The organism is Streptomyces sp. NPDC058579, from assembly GCF_042718575.1.
Lineage (GTDB): Bacteria > Actinomycetota > Actinomycetes > Streptomycetales > Streptomycetaceae > Streptomyces.
Genome location: NZ_JBHXPI010000031.1, coordinates 1 through 21,322, shown reverse-complemented (window position 1 = coordinate 21,322; position 21,322 = coordinate 1). Strand labels below are relative to the sequence as shown.

The 21,322-nt window shown below is 71.9% G+C and carries 16 protein-coding genes; 10 read left to right on the top strand and 6 right to left on the bottom strand.

Annotated elements, in window-relative coordinates; all coding sequences use genetic code 11:
* Positions 1-144: 144 nt before the first annotated feature.
* From ACFWRO_RS27140 to ACFWRO_RS27130, 3 genes are all read right to left on the bottom strand, one after another.
* Positions 145-1,428, bottom strand: coding sequence for an MFS transporter (locus ACFWRO_RS27140; RefSeq protein WP_384514142.1), 1,284 nt, complete (start codon positions 1,426-1,428; stop codon positions 145-147).
* Between the two features lie 349 nt (positions 1,429-1,777).
* Positions 1,778-2,434, bottom strand: coding sequence for an MBL fold metallo-hydrolase (locus tag ACFWRO_RS27135; protein WP_384514140.1), 657 nt, complete (start codon positions 2,432-2,434; stop codon positions 1,778-1,780).
* A gap of 50 nt (positions 2,435-2,484) precedes the next feature.
* Positions 2,485-3,186 (bottom strand): maleylpyruvate isomerase family mycothiol-dependent enzyme, encoded by a 702-nt coding sequence (locus ACFWRO_RS27130; RefSeq protein ID WP_384514138.1) that lies wholly within the window; start codon positions 3,184-3,186, stop codon positions 2,485-2,487.
* A gap of 198 nt (positions 3,187-3,384) precedes the next feature.
* On the opposite strand from ACFWRO_RS27130, the gene uvrA reads away from it, so the two are divergent.
* On the top strand, positions 3,385-6,375 hold the full coding sequence (gene uvrA, locus ACFWRO_RS27125) for an excinuclease ABC subunit UvrA (protein WP_384514136.1): 2,991 nt from the start codon (positions 3,385-3,387) through the stop codon (positions 6,373-6,375).
* A gap of 312 nt (positions 6,376-6,687) precedes the next feature.
* On the opposite strand, the gene ACFWRO_RS27120 is transcribed toward uvrA, so the two are convergent.
* Complete coding sequence (locus tag ACFWRO_RS27120; RefSeq protein ID WP_384514134.1) at positions 6,688-7,575, bottom strand: carbohydrate kinase; 888 nt, start codon at positions 7,573-7,575, stop codon at positions 6,688-6,690.
* A gap of 115 nt (positions 7,576-7,690) precedes the next feature.
* Between ACFWRO_RS27120 and ACFWRO_RS27115 the strand changes: the two genes are divergently transcribed.
* Positions 7,691-8,116 carry a Rieske (2Fe-2S) protein gene (locus ACFWRO_RS27115; RefSeq protein WP_384514132.1) on the top strand — a complete coding sequence of 142 codons (426 nt, stop codon included), beginning with the start codon at positions 7,691-7,693 and terminating at the stop codon, positions 8,114-8,116.
* Between the two features lie 87 nt (positions 8,117-8,203).
* Here the strand turns inward: ACFWRO_RS27115 and ACFWRO_RS27110 are convergent, their stop codons facing one another.
* Positions 8,204-9,133 (bottom strand): hypothetical protein, encoded by a 930-nt coding sequence (locus ACFWRO_RS27110; protein ID WP_384514130.1) that lies wholly within the window; start codon positions 9,131-9,133, stop codon positions 8,204-8,206.
* A 236-nt stretch (positions 9,134-9,369) separates the two neighbouring features.
* Here ACFWRO_RS27110 and ACFWRO_RS27105 point away from each other — a divergent pair, with 236 nt between their 5' ends.
* Together ACFWRO_RS27105 and ACFWRO_RS27100 are read left to right on the top strand one after the other, a co-directional pair.
* Positions 9,370-9,957, top strand: coding sequence for a papain-like cysteine protease family protein (locus ACFWRO_RS27105; protein WP_384514128.1), 588 nt, complete (start codon positions 9,370-9,372; stop codon positions 9,955-9,957).
* Entirely contained in the window at positions 9,954-10,754 is an 801-nt protein-coding gene (locus ACFWRO_RS27100; RefSeq protein WP_384514126.1) for a hypothetical protein, read from the top strand. The genes ACFWRO_RS27105 and ACFWRO_RS27100 overlap by 4 nt, the downstream gene beginning before the upstream one ends.
* Before the next feature lie 206 nt (positions 10,755-10,960).
* On the opposite strand, the gene ACFWRO_RS27095 is transcribed toward ACFWRO_RS27100, so the two are convergent.
* Positions 10,961-11,755, bottom strand: a complete 795-nt coding sequence (locus ACFWRO_RS27095) for an SDR family NAD(P)-dependent oxidoreductase (RefSeq protein WP_384514125.1) — start codon at positions 11,753-11,755, stop codon at positions 10,961-10,963.
* A gap of 58 nt (positions 11,756-11,813) precedes the next feature.
* Here ACFWRO_RS27095 and uvrC point away from each other — a divergent pair, with 58 nt between their 5' ends.
* The 6 genes from uvrC to gap all read left to right on the top strand — a co-directional run bounded on the left by uvrC (position 11,814) and on the right by gap (position 21,242).
* Positions 11,814-13,874: an excinuclease ABC subunit UvrC gene (gene uvrC / locus ACFWRO_RS27090; protein WP_384514123.1), complete on the top strand. Its 2,061-nt coding sequence runs from the start codon at positions 11,814-11,816 to the stop codon at positions 13,872-13,874.
* Positions 13,871-14,869 (top strand): RNase adapter RapZ, encoded by a 999-nt coding sequence (gene rapZ / locus ACFWRO_RS27085; RefSeq protein WP_384514121.1) that lies wholly within the window; start codon positions 13,871-13,873, stop codon positions 14,867-14,869. The genes uvrC and rapZ overlap by 4 nt, the downstream gene beginning before the upstream one ends.
* Positions 14,866-15,888, top strand: a complete 1,023-nt coding sequence (gene yvcK, locus ACFWRO_RS27080; protein WP_384514119.1) for a uridine diphosphate-N-acetylglucosamine-binding protein YvcK — start codon at positions 14,866-14,868, stop codon at positions 15,886-15,888. The genes rapZ and yvcK overlap by 4 nt, the downstream gene beginning before the upstream one ends.
* Positions 15,879-16,868, top strand: a complete 990-nt coding sequence (gene whiA / locus ACFWRO_RS27075) for a DNA-binding protein WhiA (protein ID WP_384514117.1) — start codon at positions 15,879-15,881, stop codon at positions 16,866-16,868. Before yvcK ends, whiA begins: the two co-directional genes overlap by 10 nt.
* 181 nt (positions 16,869-17,049) lie before the next feature.
* A complete protein-coding gene (locus tag ACFWRO_RS27070; RefSeq protein ID WP_384514116.1) occupies positions 17,050-20,004 on the top strand; it encodes a M14 family zinc carboxypeptidase in 2,955 nt (984 codons plus the stop codon).
* A gap of 227 nt (positions 20,005-20,231) precedes the next feature.
* The gene (gene gap, locus ACFWRO_RS27065; protein WP_384514114.1) at positions 20,232-21,242 is read left to right on the top strand and encodes a type I glyceraldehyde-3-phosphate dehydrogenase; all 1,011 of its coding nucleotides are present in this window, start codon (positions 20,232-20,234) and stop codon (positions 21,240-21,242) included.
* Positions 21,243-21,322 lie beyond the last annotated feature (80 nt).

The window sequence follows — 21,322 nt, the reverse complement described above, 5'->3', positions numbered from 1 at the left end:
GTAGGGCGCCTTTGGGGTTCGTCGAGGTTTGCACAGCCCCGGGGGGGGGGGGGGGTCCACACCACCGCCCGCACCGGCCGCGTCGCGTATCCGGCCGCGGTGCTACGCGGGCAGGCCTTACGCGGGAACCGGCTAGGGCAAGCCCTACGCGGTAACCGGCTCCGGCTCCGGCACCTTCGACCGGGTCGGCGCGGTCTCCGGCAGCAGGGCGAAGCAGCCGAGGCTCACCAGCGCGACCACCGTCAGATACGCCGCCACGCCCCAGGGCGGGCCCGCGCCCCCGGACAGCGCCGTCGCCAGGATCGGCGTCAGTGCCCCGCCCAGCACCCCCGCCAGGTTGTAGCCGACGGCCGCGCCCGTGCACCGCACCCTCGGCTCGTAGAGCTCGGGCAGGTACGCCGCGACCACCGCGAACATCGTGATGAAGGCCAGCAGCGCGCCCGCGAAGCCGAGGAACATCAGCAGGGGCCGCCCCGTGTGCAGCAGGGCGATCATCGGGAACATCCACGCCGCCGAGGCCGCGCAGCCGAACAGGCAGAGCGGGCGGCGGCCGTAGCGGTCGCCCAGCATCGCCGCCGGCGGAGTCACGATCCCCGAGATCGCCACCGCCGCCATGATGCAGACCAGCATGGTCGTACGGCTGACCCCAAGACGCTCGGTGCCGTAGGCCAGGGCCCAGGTGGAGACCGTGTAGAAGACGGCGTACCCGACGGCGAGCGCCCCCGCCGTGAGCAGAACCAGGCGCCAGTGGTCGCGCGCCACCTCGGTGAGTGGGGCGTTCGCCCGCCGCCCGGTCTTGCTCAGCTCCTCGAACTGCGGGGTCTCGTGGAGCGAGGAGCGCAGCAGCAGCCCGCCCGCCGCGAGCACCCCGGCCGCCCAGAACGGCACGCGCCAGCCCCAGTCCCGGAACTGGGCGTCGGTGAGCGTGGCCGACAGCACCAGCATCACGCCGTTCGCGAGCAGGAAGCCGACCGGCGGGCCGACCTGCGGGAAGCTCGCCCACAGCCCCCGGCGCCGCTCCGGCGCGTGCTCGGCGGTGAGCAGCACGGCACCGCCCCATTCGCCGCCCAGGCCGAGCCCCTGCAGGAAGCGCAGGACGAGCAGCAGGACGGGGGCGGCGATGCCGAGGGTCGCGTACGTCGGGACAAGACCGACCGCCACCGTGGCGCAGCCGGTGAGCACCAGCGAGGCGAACATGACCGGGCGCCGTCCGTACCGGTCGCCGATGTGGCCGAAGAGCACGGAGCCGAGCGGCCGGGCCACGAAACCGACGGCGAAGGTGCCGAAGGCGGCGAGGGTCCCGGCGACGGGGGAGAAGGTCGGGAAGAAGAGCGGCCCGAGGACGAGCGCGGCGGCGGTCCCGTAGACGAAGAAGTCGAAGAACTCGATGGCCGTCCCGACGAGCGAGGCGGCGGCGAGCCGCGCCATGGACGGCGCGGCGGGGGAGGCCGGGGAGCCCTTGCTGTCCGAAGCGCTCGGAGCGCTCCGAGCGCCGGGAACATCGAGCGCGCCCGGAGTATCGAGCGCGCCCGGACCATCGAGACCATCTGGGCCGTCGAGAGCGTCCGGGCCGTCGGGAGAGTCCGGGCCGTCGGGAGAGTCCGGAGCGGCAGGAGCGTGTGGATCGGCGGGCGAGTCCGGGTCCGGGGACGGACGCGGAGAGTGACTGTGGCGCATGTCGCGCCAACTACCCGGCGTCCGCAGCGGTTACGGGGGCGCGCGGAAGCACGCGGTGATCGACCGTGCGCCTCCGCCGGTCAGACCGGCCCGGGGGCTGTCACCAGCCGCGCGCGTGCCACGCGGGCAGGCTCGGCCGCTCGTCACCGAGCGTGGTGTCCTTGCCGTGGCCGGGATACACCCAGCTCTCGTCCGGCAGGACCGCGAAGAGCTTGGTCTCCACGTCCTGGATCAGGCTCGCGAAGGCCTTCGGGTCCTTCCACGTGTTGCCGACGCCGCCGGGGAACAGGCAGTCGCCGGTGAAGACGTGCGGGTGGCCGTGCGGGTCGTCGTAGACGAGCGCGATCGAGCCGGGCGTGTGCCCGACGAGGTGGCGGGCGGTCAGCGTGACCCGGCCGACCGTGATCGTGTCGCCGTCCTCGACCAGGACGTCCGTCGGGACGGGGATGCCCTCCGCGTCGTACGCGCCCGCGTACGTCCGCGCCCCGGTCGCCGCGACCACCTCGGCGAGTGCCTGCCAGTGGTCGCCGTGCTGGTGGGTGGTGACGACGGACGCGATGCCGTCGTCACCGATCAGCGTCAGGAGCGTGTGGGCCTCGTTGGCCGCGTCGATCAGGAGCTGCTCGCCGGTCGCCCGACAGCGCAGCAGATACGCGTTGTTGTCCATCGGGCCGACGGCGACCTTGGAGATCATCAGGTCCGTCAGCTCGTGCACATCGGCGGGCCCGCCGACCTTCACAGCTCCGCTGTACGTCATGGGCTCAGCCTATCGCCGGGCACCGACAGGCGGGGGCCCAACGGCGGGGACTACAGGGGCGGGAGCTCCGGGAGGTGGTCGCCCGTGAGGACGGCGAGGTGGGCGCCCTTCTCGCCGCGGCCGGAGAGCCAGCCGAGCAGATCGGCGCGGGTGCCGCCCAGGACGACGGGGTCGCCCTTGTCGCCGCCGGTGTGCCAGCTGGGGCTGTTCTCCTCGTACCCGAGCCGGAGCGTCACCGGCGGGACGTCGGGGCGGCCCGACCAGCGGTCGGCGAGGAAGTCGATCTCCCGCAGCATGAACTCCTCCGGCAGGTCCGCCAGCTCGTAGCCGATGCCGAGGTCGACGTGGTGCAGGTCCACCTCCACCCAGCGGCGGAAGGGGATGCGGGCGGCCCGGTCGGTGACGCCGTTGCGGAGCTCCACGGTCCGCTCCCAGTCGGCGGGCTCCGCGCCCACGGCCTGGAAGCGGTCTGCGGTCTCGCGGACGTCGGCCAGTTGCGCGGCCAGGGCGCGCGGGGCGTCCCGCTCGATGTCGGCGTCGCGGGTGGCGCCGTCCGCGTACATGGGGCGGCCCTGGAGAACGTTCACCAGGGCGTCGGCGTTGCGGGCGATGTGGGCCAGGACATGGCCGCGTGTCCAGCCGGGAAGCCGTGACGGCTCGGCGAGCGCCGCGTTGTCCAGGGAGGCGGCCGCGTCGAGGAGTCGTTCGGTCGCTTCGCGTACAGAGGCCAGGTCACGCACGTGGTCGATCATGGGGCCGACCCTAGCGCCGCCACTCGTTCGGGTGAAGCGGTCGGAGTGCGGCCGGAAATCGAATGTGCGTGCTATAGGCTCGGTGGAAGCATCCGGCATCCTTGGTTGTTGGGTACTCAGGCACATCCAGGTACTTCCAGGCATATCTGCGACCCGCACTTCTGTGCCTCCGCTCTCTCAAGAAAGGTGCGGACCGGCGTGGCCGACCGTCTCATCGTTCGTGGCGCTCGCGAGCACAACCTCAAGAACGTCTCGCTCGACCTCCCCCGCGACTCCCTCATCGTCTTCACCGGGCTGTCGGGGTCGGGCAAGTCCTCCCTCGCGTTCGACACGATCTTCGCCGAGGGGCAGCGCCGGTACGTCGAGTCGCTCTCGTCGTACGCCCGGCAGTTCCTCGGCCAGATGGACAAGCCGGACGTCGACTTCATCGAGGGTCTCTCGCCCGCCGTCTCCATCGACCAGAAGTCGACCTCGCGCAACCCGCGCTCGACGGTCGGCACCATCACCGAGGTCTACGACTACCTCCGGCTGCTCTTCGCGCGCATCGGCAAGCCCCACTGTCCCGAGTGCAGCCGCCCGATCTCCCGCCAGTCGCCGCAGGCCATCGTCGACAAGGTCCTGGAGCTGCCCGAGGGCAGCCGCTTCCAGGTCCTCTCGCCGCTCGTGCGCGAGCGCAAGGGCGAGTTCGTCGACCTCTTCGCCGACCTCCAGACCAAGGGCTACAGCCGGGCGCGGGTCGACGGGCAGACCATCCAGCTCACCGAGCCGCCCACGCTGAAGAAGCAGGAGAAGCACACGATCGAGGTGGTCGTCGACCGCCTCACCGTGAAGGACAGCGCCAAGCGTCGGCTCACCGACTCCGTCGAGACGGCCCTCGGGCTCTCCGGCGGCATGGTCGTCCTGGACTTCGTCGACCTCGCCGAGGACGACCCCGAGCGCGAGCGGATGTACTCGGAGCACCTCTACTGCCCGTACGACGACCTCTCCTTCGAGGAGCTGGAGCCGCGCTCCTTCTCCTTCAACTCGCCCTTCGGCGCCTGCCCGGACTGCACCGGCATCGGCACCCGCATGGAGGTCGACCCCGAGCTGATCGTCCCGGACGAGGACCGCTCGCTCGACGAGGGCGCCATCCACCCCTGGTCCCACGGCCACACCAAGGAGTACTTCGGCCGGCTCATCGGCGGCCTCTCCCAGGCGCTCGGCTTCCGCACGGACCTGCCGTACGCCGCGCTGCCGGCCCGGGCCAAGAAGGCCCTGATGCACGGCCACAAGACCCAGGTCGAGGTCCGCTACCGCAACCGGTACGGACGCGAGCGGGCGTACACCACCCCGGCCTTCGAGGGCGCCGTCTCCTTCGTCAAGCGGCGGCACAGCGAGGCCGAGAGCGACTCCAGCCGCGAGCGCTTCGAGGGCTACATGCGCGAGGTGCCCTGCCCCACCTGTGAGGGCACGCGCCTGAAGCCGATCGTCCTGGCCGTCACGGTCATGGAGCGGTCGATCGCCGAGGTCGCCGCGATGTCGATCAGCGAGTGCGCCGACTTCCTCGGCCGCCTGAAGCTGAACGCCCGCGACAAGAAGATCGCCGAGCGGGTCCTGAAGGAGGTCAACGAGCGGCTGCGGTTCCTGGTCGACGTCGGCCTCGACTACCTCTCCCTCAACCGCGCGGCCGGCACCCTCTCCGGCGGCGAGGCCCAGCGCATCCGGCTCGCCACGCAGATCGGCTCCGGTCTGGTCGGCGTGCTCTACGTCCTGGACGAGCCGTCCATCGGCCTCCACCAGCGCGACAACCACCGGCTCATCGAGACCCTGGTCCGGCTCCGGGACATGGGCAACACGCTCATCGTGGTCGAGCACGACGAGGACACCATCAAGGTCGCCGACTGGGTCGTCGACATCGGCCCCGGCGCGGGTGAGCACGGCGGCAAGGTCGTCCACTCCGGCCCCTTGAAGGAGCTGCTCGCCAACGAGGAGTCGATGACCGGGCAGTACCTGTCCGGGCGCAGGGCCATCGGGACGCCGGACATCCGCCGCCCCGTGGACCCCACGCGCCGGCTCACCGTGCACGGCGCCCGGGAGAACAACCTCCAGGACATCGACGTCTCGTTCCCGCTGGGCGTCCTCACAGCCGTCACCGGCGTCTCCGGCTCGGGCAAGTCCACGCTGGTCAACGACATCCTCTACACCCACCTGGCGCGCGAGCTGAACGGCGCCAAGTCGGTGCCCGGGCGGCACACGCGCGTGGACGGCGACGACCTCGTCGACAAGGTCGTGCACGTCGACCAGTCGCCGATCGGCCGCACCCCGCGGTCGAACCCGGCGACGTACACCGGAGTCTTCGACCACGTCCGCAGGCTGTTCGCCGAGACGATGGAGGCGAAGGTACGCGGCTATCTGCCGGGCCGGTTCTCCTTCAACGTCAAGGGCGGCCGCTGCGAGAACTGCTCCGGCGACGGCACGATCAAGATCGAGATGAACTTCCTGCCGGACGTCTACGTCCCGTGCGAGGTCTGCCACGGTGCCCGGTACAACCGGGAGACCCTGGAGGTCCACTACAAGGGCAAGTCCATCGCCGAGGTCCTGGACATGCCGATCGAGGAGGCCCTGGGCTTCTTCGAGGCGGTCCCGACGATCGCGCGCCACCTGCGCACGCTCAACGAGGTCGGCCTCGGGTACGTCCGGCTCGGCCAGTCCGCGCCGACGCTCTCCGGTGGCGAGGCGCAGCGCGTGAAGCTCGCCTCCGAGCTCCAGAAGCGGTCGACGGGGCGCACGGTCTACGTCCTGGACGAGCCGACGACGGGTCTGCACTTCGAGGACATCTCGAAGCTGATCAAGGTCCTGTCGGGTCTGGTCGACAAGGGGAACTCGGTGATCGTCATCGAGCACAACCTCGATGTCATCAAGACCGCGGACTGGGTCGTCGACATGGGCCCGGAGGGCGGCAGCGGCGGCGGTCTGGTGATCGCCGAGGGCACGCCGGAGGAGGTCGCGTCCGTCCCGGCGAGCCACACCGGCAAGTTCCTCCGCGAGATCCTGGGCGCGGACCGCATCAGCGACGCGAGCGTGCCGGCGGCGCGGGGCGCGTCCAGGGCCGCGAAGAAGGCGCCGGTGAAGAAGGTGGCCGCGCAGAAGGTGGCCGCGAAGAAGGCGGCGCCCGCGAAGAAGACGGCGGCGCGGGCCCGCAAGGCGTGACGGGCCGGGGTGGGGTGGGGGAGGGCGGCGCGGAGGTCGGCGCCTGCGGCGGGCCGTGCCCCCCCCCCCCCCCCCCCCCCAACCCCCCCCCCCCCCCCCCCCCCCCCCCCCACCAGCCACCGGGCGGGGCCCCGCCCCCCCGGGTGCGGGGGCGGGGGGGGGGGGGGGCCGCCCGGGCGGCAGGTCGGCCCCGGCGGCGGGCCTACCCCCACCCCGCCCCTCCCCGAAACCGGGGGCCAGCCCCCGGACCCCCGACACACGTAGCCGGGGGCAGAGCCCCGACACGCGCCTCGCCGTGTGCGCGTGGCCCGTCTACCCCAGCTCGTTCGCGTACGGGGGTTCCGCGCCCGGGCGGGTGCAGGTGAGGGCTGCGGCCTTGGCCGCGTAGGTCAGGAGGGTGGACCAGGACTCTCGGGTCAGGGTCGGTAGGGGGCGGGTGGACAGGCCGTGGAGGAGTGCGGCGTTCACGGTGTCGCCCGCGCCGATCGTGTCCTTGATCTCGACTTGTACCGCCGGTACCGACACCTCGGCGGTCGGGGTGTGCACCGTCATGCCCGCCCCGCCGCGCGTCACGACGACCGCCGACGGACCCCGCTCCAGCCACTCCGCCGGGGTGCCGCCCAGCCACGTCGCGTCCTCCTCCGAGAGCTTCAGGAGCGAGACGTACGGCAGCCAGGACGCGAAGCGCTCGCGGTAGGCGGCCGCGTCCGGGATCAGGCCCGGCCGGATGTTCGGGTCCAGGAGCGTCAGGACGCCCCGCTCCGACTCCCGCCGCAGCAGCGCCTCGTACGCGCTCGCCCCCGGCTCAAGGGCCAGTGAACAGGTGCCGAACGCGATCGCCCGCACCTCGTCCGGCAGCCGCTCCGGCAGGGCGAAGAGGCGGTCGGCCGTGCCCTCGACGTAGAAGCCGTACTCCGCGGAGCCGTCCGCTCCCACCGAGGCGACCGCGAGCGTCGTCGGCTCCGGGCCGCGCTGCACGAGCCCGGTCCCCACCCCCGCCGCCCGCAGCCCGTCCATCAGCGCCTCGCCGAACGCGTCCGTCGACACCCGTGAGCAGAAGGTGACCGGGGCTCCCAGCCGGCCGAGGGCCACGGCCGTGTTGTACGGGCCCCCGCCCCGCCGCGGAACCAGCGCGGGCAGCGGCCCGGCGGCCCCGTCCGGGACCAGATCGATCAAGGACTCACCGGCGACGACGATCACGCCGTGAACGTAACCCATGCCCCACCGGCCACGACAGCCCCCGCGCAGGCCCCCGAGGAGGCGCCGGTATCGTCGGTTCGGTCACCCCTTGCCCCGATCCCACCGTGGAGCGCACATGTCCGGCCAGTCCGCCCGCCGCACCGTACTGAAAGGCGCCGCCCTCGCCGGTGCCGCCGGGCTGGGTGTCGCCGCCTGCTCCACGGACTCCAAGCTCGGGCACGCCCAGGTCCCGACCCCGACCGCCCCGGTGACCCTCGGCGCCCCCGAGGACGTGCCCGTCGGCGGGGCCAGGCTCTACCGCGAGCAGCGGGTCCTGGTGAGCTGCCCGGCCGAGGGCCAGTACAAGGCCTTCAGCGCCCAGTGCACCCACGCCGGCTGCGTCCTCGACAAGATCGAGAACAACGAGGGCAACTGCCCCTGCCACGGCAGCCGCTTCGACGTCACCACCGGCAAGGCCCTCCAAGGCCCGGCGACCGTCCCGCTGCCCGAGGTCCCCGTCCGGGTCGAGGGCGGGAAGCTCGTCGCGGGACCAGAGGCGTAAGCCCGGGGGCGTAGGGCACGGAGGCGTAGAGCCGGGAAGCATAAGGCCCGGAAGCGTGAGCCGGAGGCGTAGCCCACGCGCGCGTGCCTACGACCAGTCCCAGTCGATTCCCAGGATTCCCGGCCGTACCCCCTGCTCCACCACATGCACCGCGCGGTGCCGGCCGCTCAGTGTCAGGTCCGAGCGGCCACCGCGCGGCGCCCCCGCCGACGCCTGCGCGAAGCGCCGGCACCGTACCGGCAGCGCCGCCTCGTCGAACCGCACCTGCAGCACGTACTGTCCGCCCCCGAAGCTGAACCCCCGGACGTACTCGCCGCTCGGTCCGCCGGTCCCGTCCTCGAAGCCGTAGCCGAAGAGGTACGTCTCCCCGGCCCGCAGCCGCGCGTCGAACAGCAGCTCCGCGACGACCACCCCGGTCTCCGCGTGCCACCGCACCCGCCCCGTACGGCAGTTCTCCGTCGCCCGGACCTCCACGCGCGCGGGGTCACAGCCCGGGTCGCCGTGGTGGATGGCCAGATAGCGGTCGATGCCGTCCCGGTGCGCCCGCACCACGTGCTGCGACTCCCGCCCCACCAGCTCCCGCCCCGGCCCGATCCGGACCCGCTCGTGATGGCCGACCGTGTGCAGCCCGCCGTCCACGGGCGACTCCAGCTCGGCGAGCAGCGCCTCCACCGCCCCCGAGGCCTCCACCAGCGAGCGGTACGAACGGGCCGCCGGCCGCTCCACGTCGCCGCGCGCCACCGTGTCCTCCGTCAGCAGCCGGATCAGCGAGTTGTCCGGCAGCTGGAGCACCTCCTCCAGCGCGCGGACGGCCTTCATCGACTCCGGCCGCTGCGGGCGGCGGGCGCCCTGCTGCCAGTAACTGAGGCTGGTCACCCCGACCTTGACGCCCCGGTGGGCGAGATGGTGCTGCACCCGCTGGAGCGGCAGGCCGCGCACCGCGAAGGCCGTGCGCAGCGCCAGATGGAACGGTCCGGTGTGCAGCAACTGCACCAGATCGGCCTCGGTGTGCCCCACGGGACTCCTCAGTGAACGTTCACGACCACGCCGGTGCACCCTCGCGGCGCCGGGGGCGGGCCCGCAGATGGCGCGAGGGGGTGCGTTCACACCCGGGTCACACCGTTCACAGCCCGCCGTCATCCCGCATTGAAGCGTGTTGACCGGATCCGGACAACGTTCGATGCTCCTCAGCAGCGTCCGGACGCGCTCCTCCGACTCCCCACATCCCCACCCCCCGCCTCGGGAGGAACGCGATGCGCAGTAGAAAGCTGTCCCTGGCGGCACTCGCCGCTGCCGCCCTCTTCCTGCTCCCCATGTCGTCGGCGACCGCCGCGCCGACCACCGATGACGTCTCCGTCCTCGGGTACAAGCGGCTGAACATCACCATGCAGGCGCAGCAGAAGACCAACTGGTGCTGGGCCGCCGCCGGCAACACGATCGCCACCTGGTTCGGCCGGAACTACAGCCAGAACCAGTTCTGCAACGCCGCCTTCAACCGCCAGCAGGGCTACGACTGCCCCAACAATCAGGCCACGCTCGGCAATGTGCAGACCGGCCTGCGCTGGGCGGGCGTCAACCCCGGCTCGTACGTGACGGGCTGGCTGCGCTACCCGACCGTACAGACCGAGATCAACGCGGACCGCCCGATCGAGACGCGGATCCAGTGGTCGAGCGGCGGCGGGCACATGCACGTGATCTACGGCTACGACGACGCCGACAGCTGGGTCTACTGGGGCGACCCCTGGCCCTCCAGCGACCGCTACAACTGGGCCTCGCACGCCTGGTACGTGGACAACAGCTCCTTCTCGTGGACGCACTCGCTCTACCGGATAGGGGCGTGACGACGATGAACGTACGTGCCACCAGAGCCGGGTTCCTGTCCGCCGCCGCCCTCGCGGCGCTCGTCGCTCTCGTCGGCCTGGGCGCGGTGCCGGCCGCCGCGGCCACCGCGGCCGACGTGCCGCCCCCTGCCGCGACGCCGGAGAAGGCGGCGTCCGCCCCCGAGACCCTGGAGACGCTCTCCCGGTTCTTCGCCCGCGACGGAGCCGTCGCCCGCTCTGCGGCGCAGCCCCGTGTCGAGGGCGCGTCCGTCCCGGTGCGGGTGCTCTCGCCGGACTTCGTGGCCGGGAAGGCGGGCGCGCCGGTCGCCCGGGTCGAGTTCCACGCCAGCAAGGCGGTCGCCTCGGACGGTCAGACGGCGTCCCTGTGGACAGTGCGGCAGGCGGGCGGCGGCTGGCAGGTGGTGAACATCGCCACCGGCGACGACGAGATCCGCTACGCGGCGCAGGGCGTGAGGGCGCTGCCCGGCGGGATCGTCTTCCGCGAGCCGCAGATCGACGCGTGGTACGTCCAGAAGGGCGCGAAGGTGCTCCCGCTGGACGAGGACGCGGTGCGGGCGGTCGGGAAGAACGGGACGAGCCTGACCGCGTACCGGGACCGGGTCGCCCGGGCCTACGGGGACAAGCTGCCCGGCTCCGCGTACGCCCGCAAGGGCACGGCCGGCGGCTACGACACCCCGGCCGCGGCCCACGACGAGCCCCTCGTCACGGTCGCCTCCGGCACGGCGGGCGCGGGCGCGGCCCTGGCCCTCGCCCTCATCGCCACCCGCACATGGCGCCGCCACAGGCCAACGGCCTGACACCGCGCCGTAGGCGGGGTACCCGGGGCCGCACCCCCAGGCACCCCACCTGACACGGCGCCGCAGGCGGCGTACCGGGGCGCACCCCCGGTCACCCCGCCTGACACCGCCCGCAGGCCGGTACCCGGTCCCCACCCGGGTATCGGCCTGCACTCTGGGTATCGGTCCGCGCCCCCTGTACCCGCCCCCTCCCCGCCGCCCCCCGCTCACCGCGCCAGATACCCCCCGTCCACAGGCAGCACCACCCCCGTGATGAAGGACGCCTCGTCCGAGGAGAGGAAGAGGATGGCCGCCGCGACCTCCTCCGGGGTGCCGAAGCGGCCCATGGGGTGCAGGGCGACGATCTCCGACAGGTACTCCGGGCCGCCCGGCTCCGTTCTGGCCGCCGCTACTCGTTCCGTCTCGATCGTGCCCGGGGCCACCGCGTTGACCCGGATCCCGCGGTCCGCCCATTCGACCGCCAGGTGCTTCGTCAGGCCCGAGGCCACGAACTTGGCCGGGCCGTAGACCGCCTGGCGGGCCTGCCCGGCCACGCCGGAGATCGACGAGGTGCACACGATCGCCCCGCCGCCCTCCTGCCCGGCCATCGTCTCGATCGCGTACTTGCAGGTCAGGAACGTGCCCTTGCCGTCCACGGCCATGACCCGGTCCCACTCCTCCCCGGTCGCCTCCAGGACGTCGGACAGCGGGATGAGGCCGGCGTTCGCCACCAGGACGTCGAGCCGGCCGAACCGTTCCACCGCCGTCGCGATCATCCGGCGGGCGTCCTCCTCCCGGGAGACGTCGCCGACCACCCGCACCATGGCCTCGTCCAGCGTCGCGAGCCGCTCCTCGTCCAGGTCGGCGGCGACCACGCGCGCGCCCTCCCGGGCGAAGAGCAGCGCCGTCGCCCGCCCGATCCCGCTGGCCGCCCCCGTGATCACGCACACCCGGCCCGCGAGCCGCCCCGCCGTCCCCGTCGCCCGCCCCGCCGTCGACCGTCCCCGCGCTTCCGTCGTCATGCCCGGCCAACGAGCGCGCGCGGTCGGAGTGTCGGCCCCCGCCAGTAGGGTGGGGAACATGGCCGACCCCTCCAGCTACCGCCCCAAGCCGGGGCAGATCCCCGACTCGCCGGGGGTCTACAAATTCCGCGACGAGCACGGCCGGGTGATCTACGTCGGGAAGGCGAAGTCCCTGCGCCAGCGGCTGGCGAACTACTTCCAGCCGCTCGCGAGCCTGCACCCGCGCACGGCCACGATGGTCACGACGGCCGCCTCCGTCGAGTGGACCGTCGTCTCGACCGAGGTCGAGGCGCTCCAGCTGGAGTACTCCTGGATCAAGGAGTACGACCCCCGGTTCAACGTCAAGTACCGGGACGACAAGAGCTACCCCTACCTCGCGGTGACCCTGAACGAGGAGTTCCCCCGCGTCCAGGTCATGCGCGGCCACAAGAAGAAGGGCGTGCGCTACTTCGGCCCGTACGCCCACGCGTGGGCCATCCGCGAGACCGTCGACCTGATGCTCCGCGTCTTCCCCGTACGGACCTGCTCCGCCGGGGTGTTCCGTAACGCGGCCTCCGCCGGACGCCCCTGCCTCCTCGGCTACATCGGCAAGTGCTCCGCCCCCTGCGTCGGCCGGGTCACCCCCGGCGAGCACCGCGAACTGGCCGAGGAGTTCTGCGACTTCATGGCCGGCCGCACCGGCACGTACATCCGCCGCCTGGAGCAGCAGATGATGGCCGCGGCCGAGGAGATGGAGTACGAGAAGGCCGCCAGGCTCCGCGACGACATAGGGGCGCTGCGGCGCGCCATGGAGAAGAACGCGGTCGTCCTCGCCGACGCCACCGACGCCGACCTGATCGCCCTCGCCGAGGACGAGCTGGAGGCCGCCGTCCAGATCTTCCACGTCCGGGGCGGCCGGGTGCGCGGCCAGCGCGGCTGGGTCACGGACAAGGTCGAGGCCGTCTCGACGGCCGGCCTCGTCGAGCACGCGCTCCAGCAGCTGTACGGCGAGGAGAGCGGCGACGCGGTCCCCAAGGAGGTCCTCGTCCCTGCCGTGCCCGAGGACGCCGAGGCCGTCGCCCAGTGGCTGAGCGGCCGCCGCGGCTCCCAGGTCTCCCTGCGTGTCCCGCAGCGCGGGGACAAGCGGGACCTGATGGAGACGGTCGCGCGCAACGCCCAGCAGGCGCTCGTGCTGCACAAGACCAAGCGCGCCAGCGACCTGACCACCCGCTCCCGTGCCCTGGAGGAGATCGCCGAGGCCCTGGACCTGGACTCGGCGCCGCTGCGGATCGAGTGCTTCGACATCTCGCACCTCCAGGGGCAGGACGTCGTGGCGTCCATGGTCGTCTTCGAGGACGGGCTGCCGCGCAAGAGCGAGTACCGCCGCTTCCAGATCAAGGGCTTCGAGGGCCAGGACGACGTCCGCTCGATGCACGAGGTGATCAGCCGCCGCTTCAAGCGCTACCTCGCCGAGAAGGAGAAGACGGGGGAGTGGGGCCAGGAGGGCGTGGCCGTCGACGCCGACGGCGATGCGGTGGACACCGCCGACACCGCCGACAGCACGGACGCCGCCGACCGGCCCGTGAACGGCTCCGGCGAGGTGCCCGTCGACGACGGTCGCCCCAAGCGCTTCGCGTACCCGCCCCAGCTCGTCGTCGTCGACGGCGGGCAGCCGCAGGTCGCCGCCGCCCGGCGGGCCCTGGACGAGCTGGGCATCGACGACATCGCCGTCTGCGGCCTCGCCAAGCGCCTGGAGGAGGTCTGGCTGCCCGGCGACGACGACCCGGTCGTCCTGCCGCGCTCCAGCGAGGGTCTCTACCTCCTTCAGCGGGTACGTGACACGGCTCACGACTTCGCCATCCGCTACCAGCGCTCGAAGCGGAACAAGCGGGTCCGGAGCAGCCCCCTGGACGCGGTCCCCGGCCTCGGCGATACCCGCAAACAGGCGTTGATCAAGCATTTCGGCTCGGTGAAGCGGCTCCGGCAGGCGACAATCGAGCAGATCTGCGAGGTGCCCGGCATGGGCAGGAAGACGGCCGAAGCCGTGGCCGTGGCTCTCGCCCAGGCGGCTCCGGCCGCACCCGCCGTGAACACGGCCACAGGAGAGATCATGGAAGACGACGGGGGCACCACCGCATGACCGAGCACGAGAAGCACGAAGAGCACGATCAGCTACACGAACAGCAGCAAGCAGAGCACGAAGAGCAGCGAGAAGACGGAGCAGGAAACGTGAGTACGGGCACGAAGGAGGCCGGTGAGACCGCCGACGCGGCGGCCATCCCCGAGCTGGTGATCATCTCCGGCATGTCCGGCGCCGGCCGGTCCACCGCGGCGAAGTGCCTGGAGGACCTCGGCTGGTTCGTCGTCGACAACCTGCCGCCCGCGCTGATCCCCACCATGGTGGAGCTCGGCGCCCGTTCCCAGGGCAATGTGGCCCGGATCGCCGTCGTCGTCGACGTCCGCGGCCGGCAGTTCTTCGACGCCCTGCGGGAATCCCTCGCCGCCCTCGACGCCCAGCAGGTGACCCGGCGGATCGTCTTCCTGGAGTCCTCCGACGAGGCCCTGGTCAGGCGGTTCGAGTCGGTCCGCAGGCCGCACCCGCTCCAGGGCGACGGCCGCATCACCGACGGCATCGCCGCCGAGCGGGACCTGCTGCGCGAGCTGCGCGGCGACGCCGACCTTGTGATCGACACCTCCAGCCTCAACGTCCACGAGCTGCGCGCCAAGATGGACGCCCAGTTCGCCGGCGACGAGGAGCCGGAGCTGCGGGCCACCGTCATGTCCTTCGGGTTCAAGTACGGGCTGCCCGTCGACGCCGACCTCGTCGTCGACATGCGCTTCCTGCCCAACCCGCACTGGGTCCCCGAGCTGCGCCCCTTCACCGGGCTCAACGAGGAGGTCTCGGCGTACGTCTTCAACCAGCCCGGGGCCAAGGAGTTCCTCGACCGCTACACCGAGCTGCTCCAGATGATCGCCGCGGGCTACCGCCGCGAGGGCAAGCGATACGTGACCATCGCCGTCGGCTGCACGGGCGGCAAGCACCGCTCGGTCGCCACGTCCGAGAAGCTCGCCGCCCGCCTCGCCGCGGAAGGGGTCGAGACCGTCGTCGTCCACCGGGACATGGGGCGCGAGTGAAGCCGTACCGCCGGCGTACGTCCACCCTCTCGGTCCGTACGCTCCGCAGGCGCGGCGCCCAGCCCAAGGTCGTCGCGCTGGGCGGGGGCATGGGCCTGTCGGCCTCCCTCGCCTCGCTGCGCCGGATCACCGGCGACCTGACCGCCGTGGTCACCGTCGCCGACGACGGCGGCTCAAGCGGCCGGCTCCGGGAGGAGCTGGGCGTGCTGCCCCCCGGTGACCTGCGCAAGGCGCTCGCCGCGCTCTGCGGGGACGACGACTGGGGCCAGACCTGGTCCCGGGTCATCCAGCACCGCTTCCAGTCCAAGGGCGACCTGCACGAGCACGCGGTCGGCAATCTGCTGATCGTCGCGCTCTGGGAGCAGCTCGGCGACCATGTGCTCGCCCTGGACCTGGTCGGCAAGCTGCTCGGGGCGCAGGGCCGGGTGCTGCCGATGTCCGCCGTACCGCTGGAGCTCCAGGCCCTGGTCAAGGGGCACGACCCGGCGCGCCCGGACGACGTGGACACGGTCCGCGGTCAGGCCACGGTGGCGCTCACGCCCGGGGACGTGCAGTCGGTGCACCTCGTCCCGCACGACCCGCCGGCCGTGCCGGAGGCCGTCGCCGCCGTCCGGGACGCGGACTGGGTGGTGCTCGGCCCGGGCTCCTGGTTCTCCTCGGTGATCCCGCACCTGCTCGTGCCCGAGCTGCTCGACGCGCTGACCGAGACCAAGGCCCGCAAGGTCCTCTCGCTGAACCTCGCGCCGCAACCCGGAGAAACAGAGGGGTTCTCTCCGCAGCGTCATTTGGAGGTTTTGGGACGACACGCCCCTAAACTCGCCCTGGACGTGGTGCTGGCCGACGAGGCCGCCGTGCCCGATCGCGAGTCCCTCGCCGATGCCGCCAAGCGGCTCGGTGCCGCGGTCGAGCTGGCGCCGGTGGCCCGTGCCGACGGTCTCCCGAAGCATGATCCGGAGCTGTTGGCCGCCGCGTACGACCGTATTTTTCGGATGCATGGAAGGATCGGCCCATGGCGATGACGGCAGCGGTGAAGGACGAGATCTCCCGGCTTCCCGTCACCCGGACCTGCTGCAGGAAGGCAGAGGTCTCGTCGATCCTGCGGTTCGCGGGCGGTCTGCACCTGGTGAGCGGGCGGATCGTGATCGAGGCGGAGCTGGACACCGCGATGGCGGCACGGCGCCTCAAGCGGGACATCCTGGAGATCTTCGGGCACAGCTCGGAGCTGATCGTGATGGCCCCCGGCGGCCTGCGGCGCGGCTCCCGCTTCGTCGTACGGGTGGTGGCGGGCGGCGACCAGCTGGCCCGGCAGACCGGCCTGGTCGACGGCAGGGGCCGCCCGATCCGCGGACTGCCCCCGCAGGTCGTCTCGGGTGCCACCTGTGACGCGGAGGCGGCCTGGCGCGGCGCCTTCCTGGCGCACGGCTCGCTCACCGAGCCCGGGCGCTCCTCCTCCCTGGAGGTGACCTGCCCCGGCCCGGAGGCCGCGCTGGCCCTGGTGGGCGCGGCGCGCCGGCTGAGCATCGGCGCGAAGGCCCGTGAGGTACGGGGCGTGGACCGCGTGGTCGTCCGTGACGGCGACGCGATCGGCGCCCTGCTGACCCGGCTCGGGGCGCACGAGTCGGTGCTCGCCTGGGAGGAGCGGCGGATGCGCCGCGAGGTCCGGGCGACGGCGAACCGGCTGGCCAACTTCGACGACGCCAACCTGCGCCGCTCGGCGCGCGCGGCGGTCGCCGCCGGTGCCCGGGTGGGGCGCGCCCTGGAGATCCTCGGCGAGGAGGTGCCCGAGCACCTCGCGGCCGCGGGCCGGCTGCGCATGGAGCACAAGCAGGCCTCCCTGGAGGAGCTGGGCGCGCTCGCCGAGCCGCCGCTGACCAAGGACGCGGTCGCGGGCCGGATCCGCCGTCTGCTCGCGATGGCCGACAAGCGGGCGCAGGACCTCGGCATCCCCGGGACGGAGTCGACTCTGACGGAGGAGCTGGACGACAGCCTCGTCGGCTGAAGCTGTCTCAGCCGCTCAGCCGCTCAGCCGCTCAGCCCTTGAGCTCAACCGACTGCTGCCGGTGCCTTTCTGAGGCACCGGCAGCACTCGTTCGGCGCGCATGGCACCCTTGACATGATCATGAATGGTGATCAGCCTGGCGTCTGTTCTCTTTCGTGGCAGACAACAGCAAGGGGGGCTTATGAGGCGCAGAGCGAGAGCGGTCCTCGCGGCGGGTTCGCTGGTGATCGCGGGGCTCGTGGCGGCACCCGTCGCCGGAGCGGAACCTCAGGACGCGGGCGGCGGCGACGCCCTCTCCGTATGGCGGGCGAAGGTCACCAAGGAACAGGTGCCGCTCCTCCTCGAAGCGGGCACCGACGGTCACGAGCTGACCGAGCAGGTGCCGGAGAAGGGCTCCGCCACCGTCGAGCTCCACCTGACGGACAAGCAGGCCGGGCAACTGCGCGGCGAGGGCGTCGAACTCACCGAGCACACCCTCTCCGCCCAGGCCGAGAAGCGGGTCGCGGGCGCGGGGGACGGCGTCTTCCGCCCGTACAGCGGGAAGGGCGGGCTCAAGGAGGAGATCCTCGCCACCGCCCAGGCCCATCCGGACGTCACCAAGCTCGTCTCCATCGGCAAGTCCCTCGGCGGCCAGGACATCCTTGCCCTGAAGGTCACCAAGGGCGCCAAGAAGGCCAGGGACGGCTCGAAGCCCGCGACCCTGTACATGTCCAATCAGCACGCCCGTGAGTGGATCACCCCCGAAATGACCCGGCGGCTGATGCACCACTACCTCGACGGCTACGGCACGGACCCGCGGATCACGAAGATCGTCGACTCCACCGAGCTGTGGTTCGTGCTCTCCGCCAACCCGGACGGCTACGACTTCACCCACGCCGACCCCGCGAACCGCCAGTGGCGCAAGAACCTCCGCGACAACGACGGCGACGGCCGCGTCGCCCCCGGCGACGGCGTCGACCTCAACCGTAACTTCGCCTACAAGTGGGGCTACGACAACGAGGGTTCGTCGCCCGACCCGGCCGACGAGACCTTCCGCGGCACCGGCCCGATGTCCGAGCCCGAGACCAAGGCGCTCGACGCCTTCCAGAGGCGCATCGGCTTCCAGTACGGCATCAACTACCACTCCGCCGCCCAGCTGCTGCTCTACGGAGTCGGCTGGCAGGTCGCCACCGACACCCCCGACGACGTGGCGCTCAAGTCCCTCGCCGGCACCCCGGAGAAGTCCGCGGTCCCCGGCTACCGGCCGCAGGTCTCCTCCGAGCTGTACACCACCAACGGCGAGGCCGACGGGCACGCGGCGAACGTCAACGGCATGCAGATGTTCACCCCGGAGATGTCGACCTGCGCCACCGTCTCCCGCGTCGACCCGAACGACGCCTGGGAGCCCGCGGACTGCGCCTCCGTCTTCACCTTCCCGGACGACGAGAAGCTGATCCAGGCCGAGTTCGCGAAGAACGTGCCGTTCGCGCTCGCCGTCGCCGAGACCGCCGCCCACCCGGACCGGCCCGTCTCCGTCACCGGCCTCGACGCCCCCGACTTCACCCCGGCCGCCTTCACCACCTCCTACGCCCGCGGCGGCGACCAGGAGGTCTCCGTGACCGCCCGCAAGTCGCTGCGCGGCAAGGAGCTGAAGTACCGGATCAACGGCGGCCGTACGCACACCGAACGCCTGGACGCCTGGCGGGGCGGCGAGACCTACGGCGGCGAGGACAACCTCTACTTCGACCAGTACCGCGCCGAGGTCGAGGACGCCGAACCGGGCGACACCGTCCAGGTCTGGTTCACCGCCCGCACCCGCGAGGGCCGGGCGACCGCCTCCACCCCGTTCACGTACACCGTGGCCGAGCGGCCGCGCGGGGACGTGCTCGTGCTCGCCGAGGAGGGCGGCACGGCCGCCGCGACCCACACCGCCGCCTATGTGAAGGCGCTCGCCGACAACGGCCGCAAGGCCGCCGTCTGGGACGTCGCCACCCAGGGCGTCCCCGACCCGCTGGGCGTCCTGAGCCACTTCCGTACGGTCGTCTGGTACACCGGCGCCGAAGCCCCCTCCGGGCCCGTCACACTGGCCGTGCGCGAGTACCTCAACGAGGGCGGCAAGCTGGTCAACGCCGGTGAGAAGTCGGGCGGTCTCGTCGACATCGGACGGGCCACCTCCAACGACTTCGCCCAGTACTACCTCGGCGCCTACCACCGGGCCGGGCTCAACGGCCCGCCGTCCTTCGCCGGATCCGGCGGCTTCGCCGGCGTCACCGCCGGTCTCGGCGGCGCGAACGGCAACCCGCTGGACAACGCCGGCGCGTTCACCGTCACCTCGGACACCCTGGCGCCGCGCCAGTTCCCCCAGTTCGGCAGCAGCCGGTCCGCCGGCGACTACCCGGGCGTCCGCACCCCCTTCGAGCCGTACGAGGGCACGCAGTTCGCCGCCGTCCGGCACGCCGACGACACCTGGGCCCGGCTCAGCCGCACCGTCGACCTCACCGGCGTCACCGCGGCCGACAGCCCCAGCCTGCGCTTCCAGGTCAGCTACGACACCGAACCCGGCTACGACAACCTCGTCGTCGAGGCCCACACCGTCGGCCAGGACGACTGGACCACGCTGCCCGACGCCAACGGCGGCACCTCCACCGCCGCCCCGGCCGACTGCGGCGAGGGCTACTACGTCCAGGGCCACCCCTTCCTCGCCCGCTACCTGACCGTCGGCGAGGACGGCTGCGCCACCACCGGCACCACCGGCTCCTGGAACGCCTTCACCGGCCCCTCCAACGGCTGGCGGCAGGCCTCGGTCGACCTGAGCGCCTACGCGGGCAAGCAGGTCGAGCTGTCGATCTCGTACATCTCCGACCCCGGCACAGGGGAGATGGGCGCCTTCGTCGACGACACCGCGCTCGTCGTCGGCGGCACGCCGGGCCAGAAGGAGGGCTTCGAGACCGCGCTCGGCGCGTGGTCCGTACCGGGTCCGCCGGCCGGCAGCCCCGGGAACGCGGCCGACTGGACCCGCTCCGCGGGGCTCTTCCACTCCCAGGCCGCCGTCACCACCCGTGACACCGCACTGCTCGGTTTCGGGCTCGAACACGTGCCCAGCGCGACCGACCGCGGCAGGTTGATCCGAAAGGCGCTCGCAGCCGTGCACGGCTGAGCGGCGGCCCGCACTATTGATCACAGTCAGTGATCGGGACGAAAACCGCATCGTGGCCCGAACCCGTCGGTAATAACGGGCCACGGTGCGATCCCGGGCCTTTCCTGCCGCACGCGATGTCACTCTGAGCCGATGGGAGAGGTAGGGTCGTAAGCGGTCGGGGACATCCCTAAAAAAGAATCTCGCCGGCGTCGAAACCCGGCGTACTCTCACGAGGAGATCGGTTCGTGACGATCCGCGTAGGCATCAACGGCTTTGGCCGCATCGGTCGCAACTACTTCCGCGCGCTGCTCGAGCAGGGTGCCGACATCGAGATCGTGGCTGTCAACGACCTGGGTGACACCGCGACCACTGCCCATCTGCTGAAGTACGACACGATCCTGGGACGCCTCAAGGCCGAGGTCACCCACACGGCAGACACCATCACCGTCGACGGTCGCACCATCAAGGTGCTCTCCGAGCGCAACCCGGCCGACATCCCCTGGGGTCAGCTGGGCGTCGACATCGTCATCGAGTCGACCGGCATCTTCACCAAGAAGGCCGACGCCGAGAAGCACATCGCCGGTGGCGCGAAGAAGGTCCTCATCTCGGCTCCGGCCAAGGACGAGGACATCACCATCGTGATGGGCGTCAACCAGGAGAAGTACGACCCGGCGCAGCACCACGTCATCTCCAACGCCTCCTGCACCACCAACTGTGTGGCGCCGATGGCCAAGGTCCTCGACGAGAACTTCGGCATCGTCAAGGGCCTGATGACGACGGTCCACGCGTACACCAACGACCAGCGCATCCTGGACTTCCCGCACTCCGACCTGCGCCGCGCCCGCGCCGCCGCGGAGAACATCATCCCGACCACGACCGGTGCCGCCAAGGCCACCGCCCTGGTCCTGCCGCAGCTCAAGGGCAAGCTGGACGGCATCGCCATGCGCGTCCCGGTCCCGACCGGCTCGGCCACCGACCTGGTCGTGACGCTGCAGCGCGAGGTCACCAAGGACGAGGTCAACGCCGCGTTCAAGAAGGCCTCCGAGGACGGCGACCTCAAGGGCTACCTGGCCTACACCGAGGACCCGATCGTCTCCTCGGACATCGTCAGCGACCCGGCGTCCTGCACCTTCGACTCCTCGCTGACCATGGTCCAGGAGGGCAACTCGGTCAAGATCCTCGGCTGGTACGACAACGAGTGGGGCTACTCCAACCGACTCGTCGACCTCACCGTCTTCGTCGGAAACCAGCTCTGATATCCCAGACGTAGGCACCTCGATGTGAGCACAGGGCTCGGACCGCGCCAAGATGCGCGGTGCGAGCCCAGGGCCGTGTG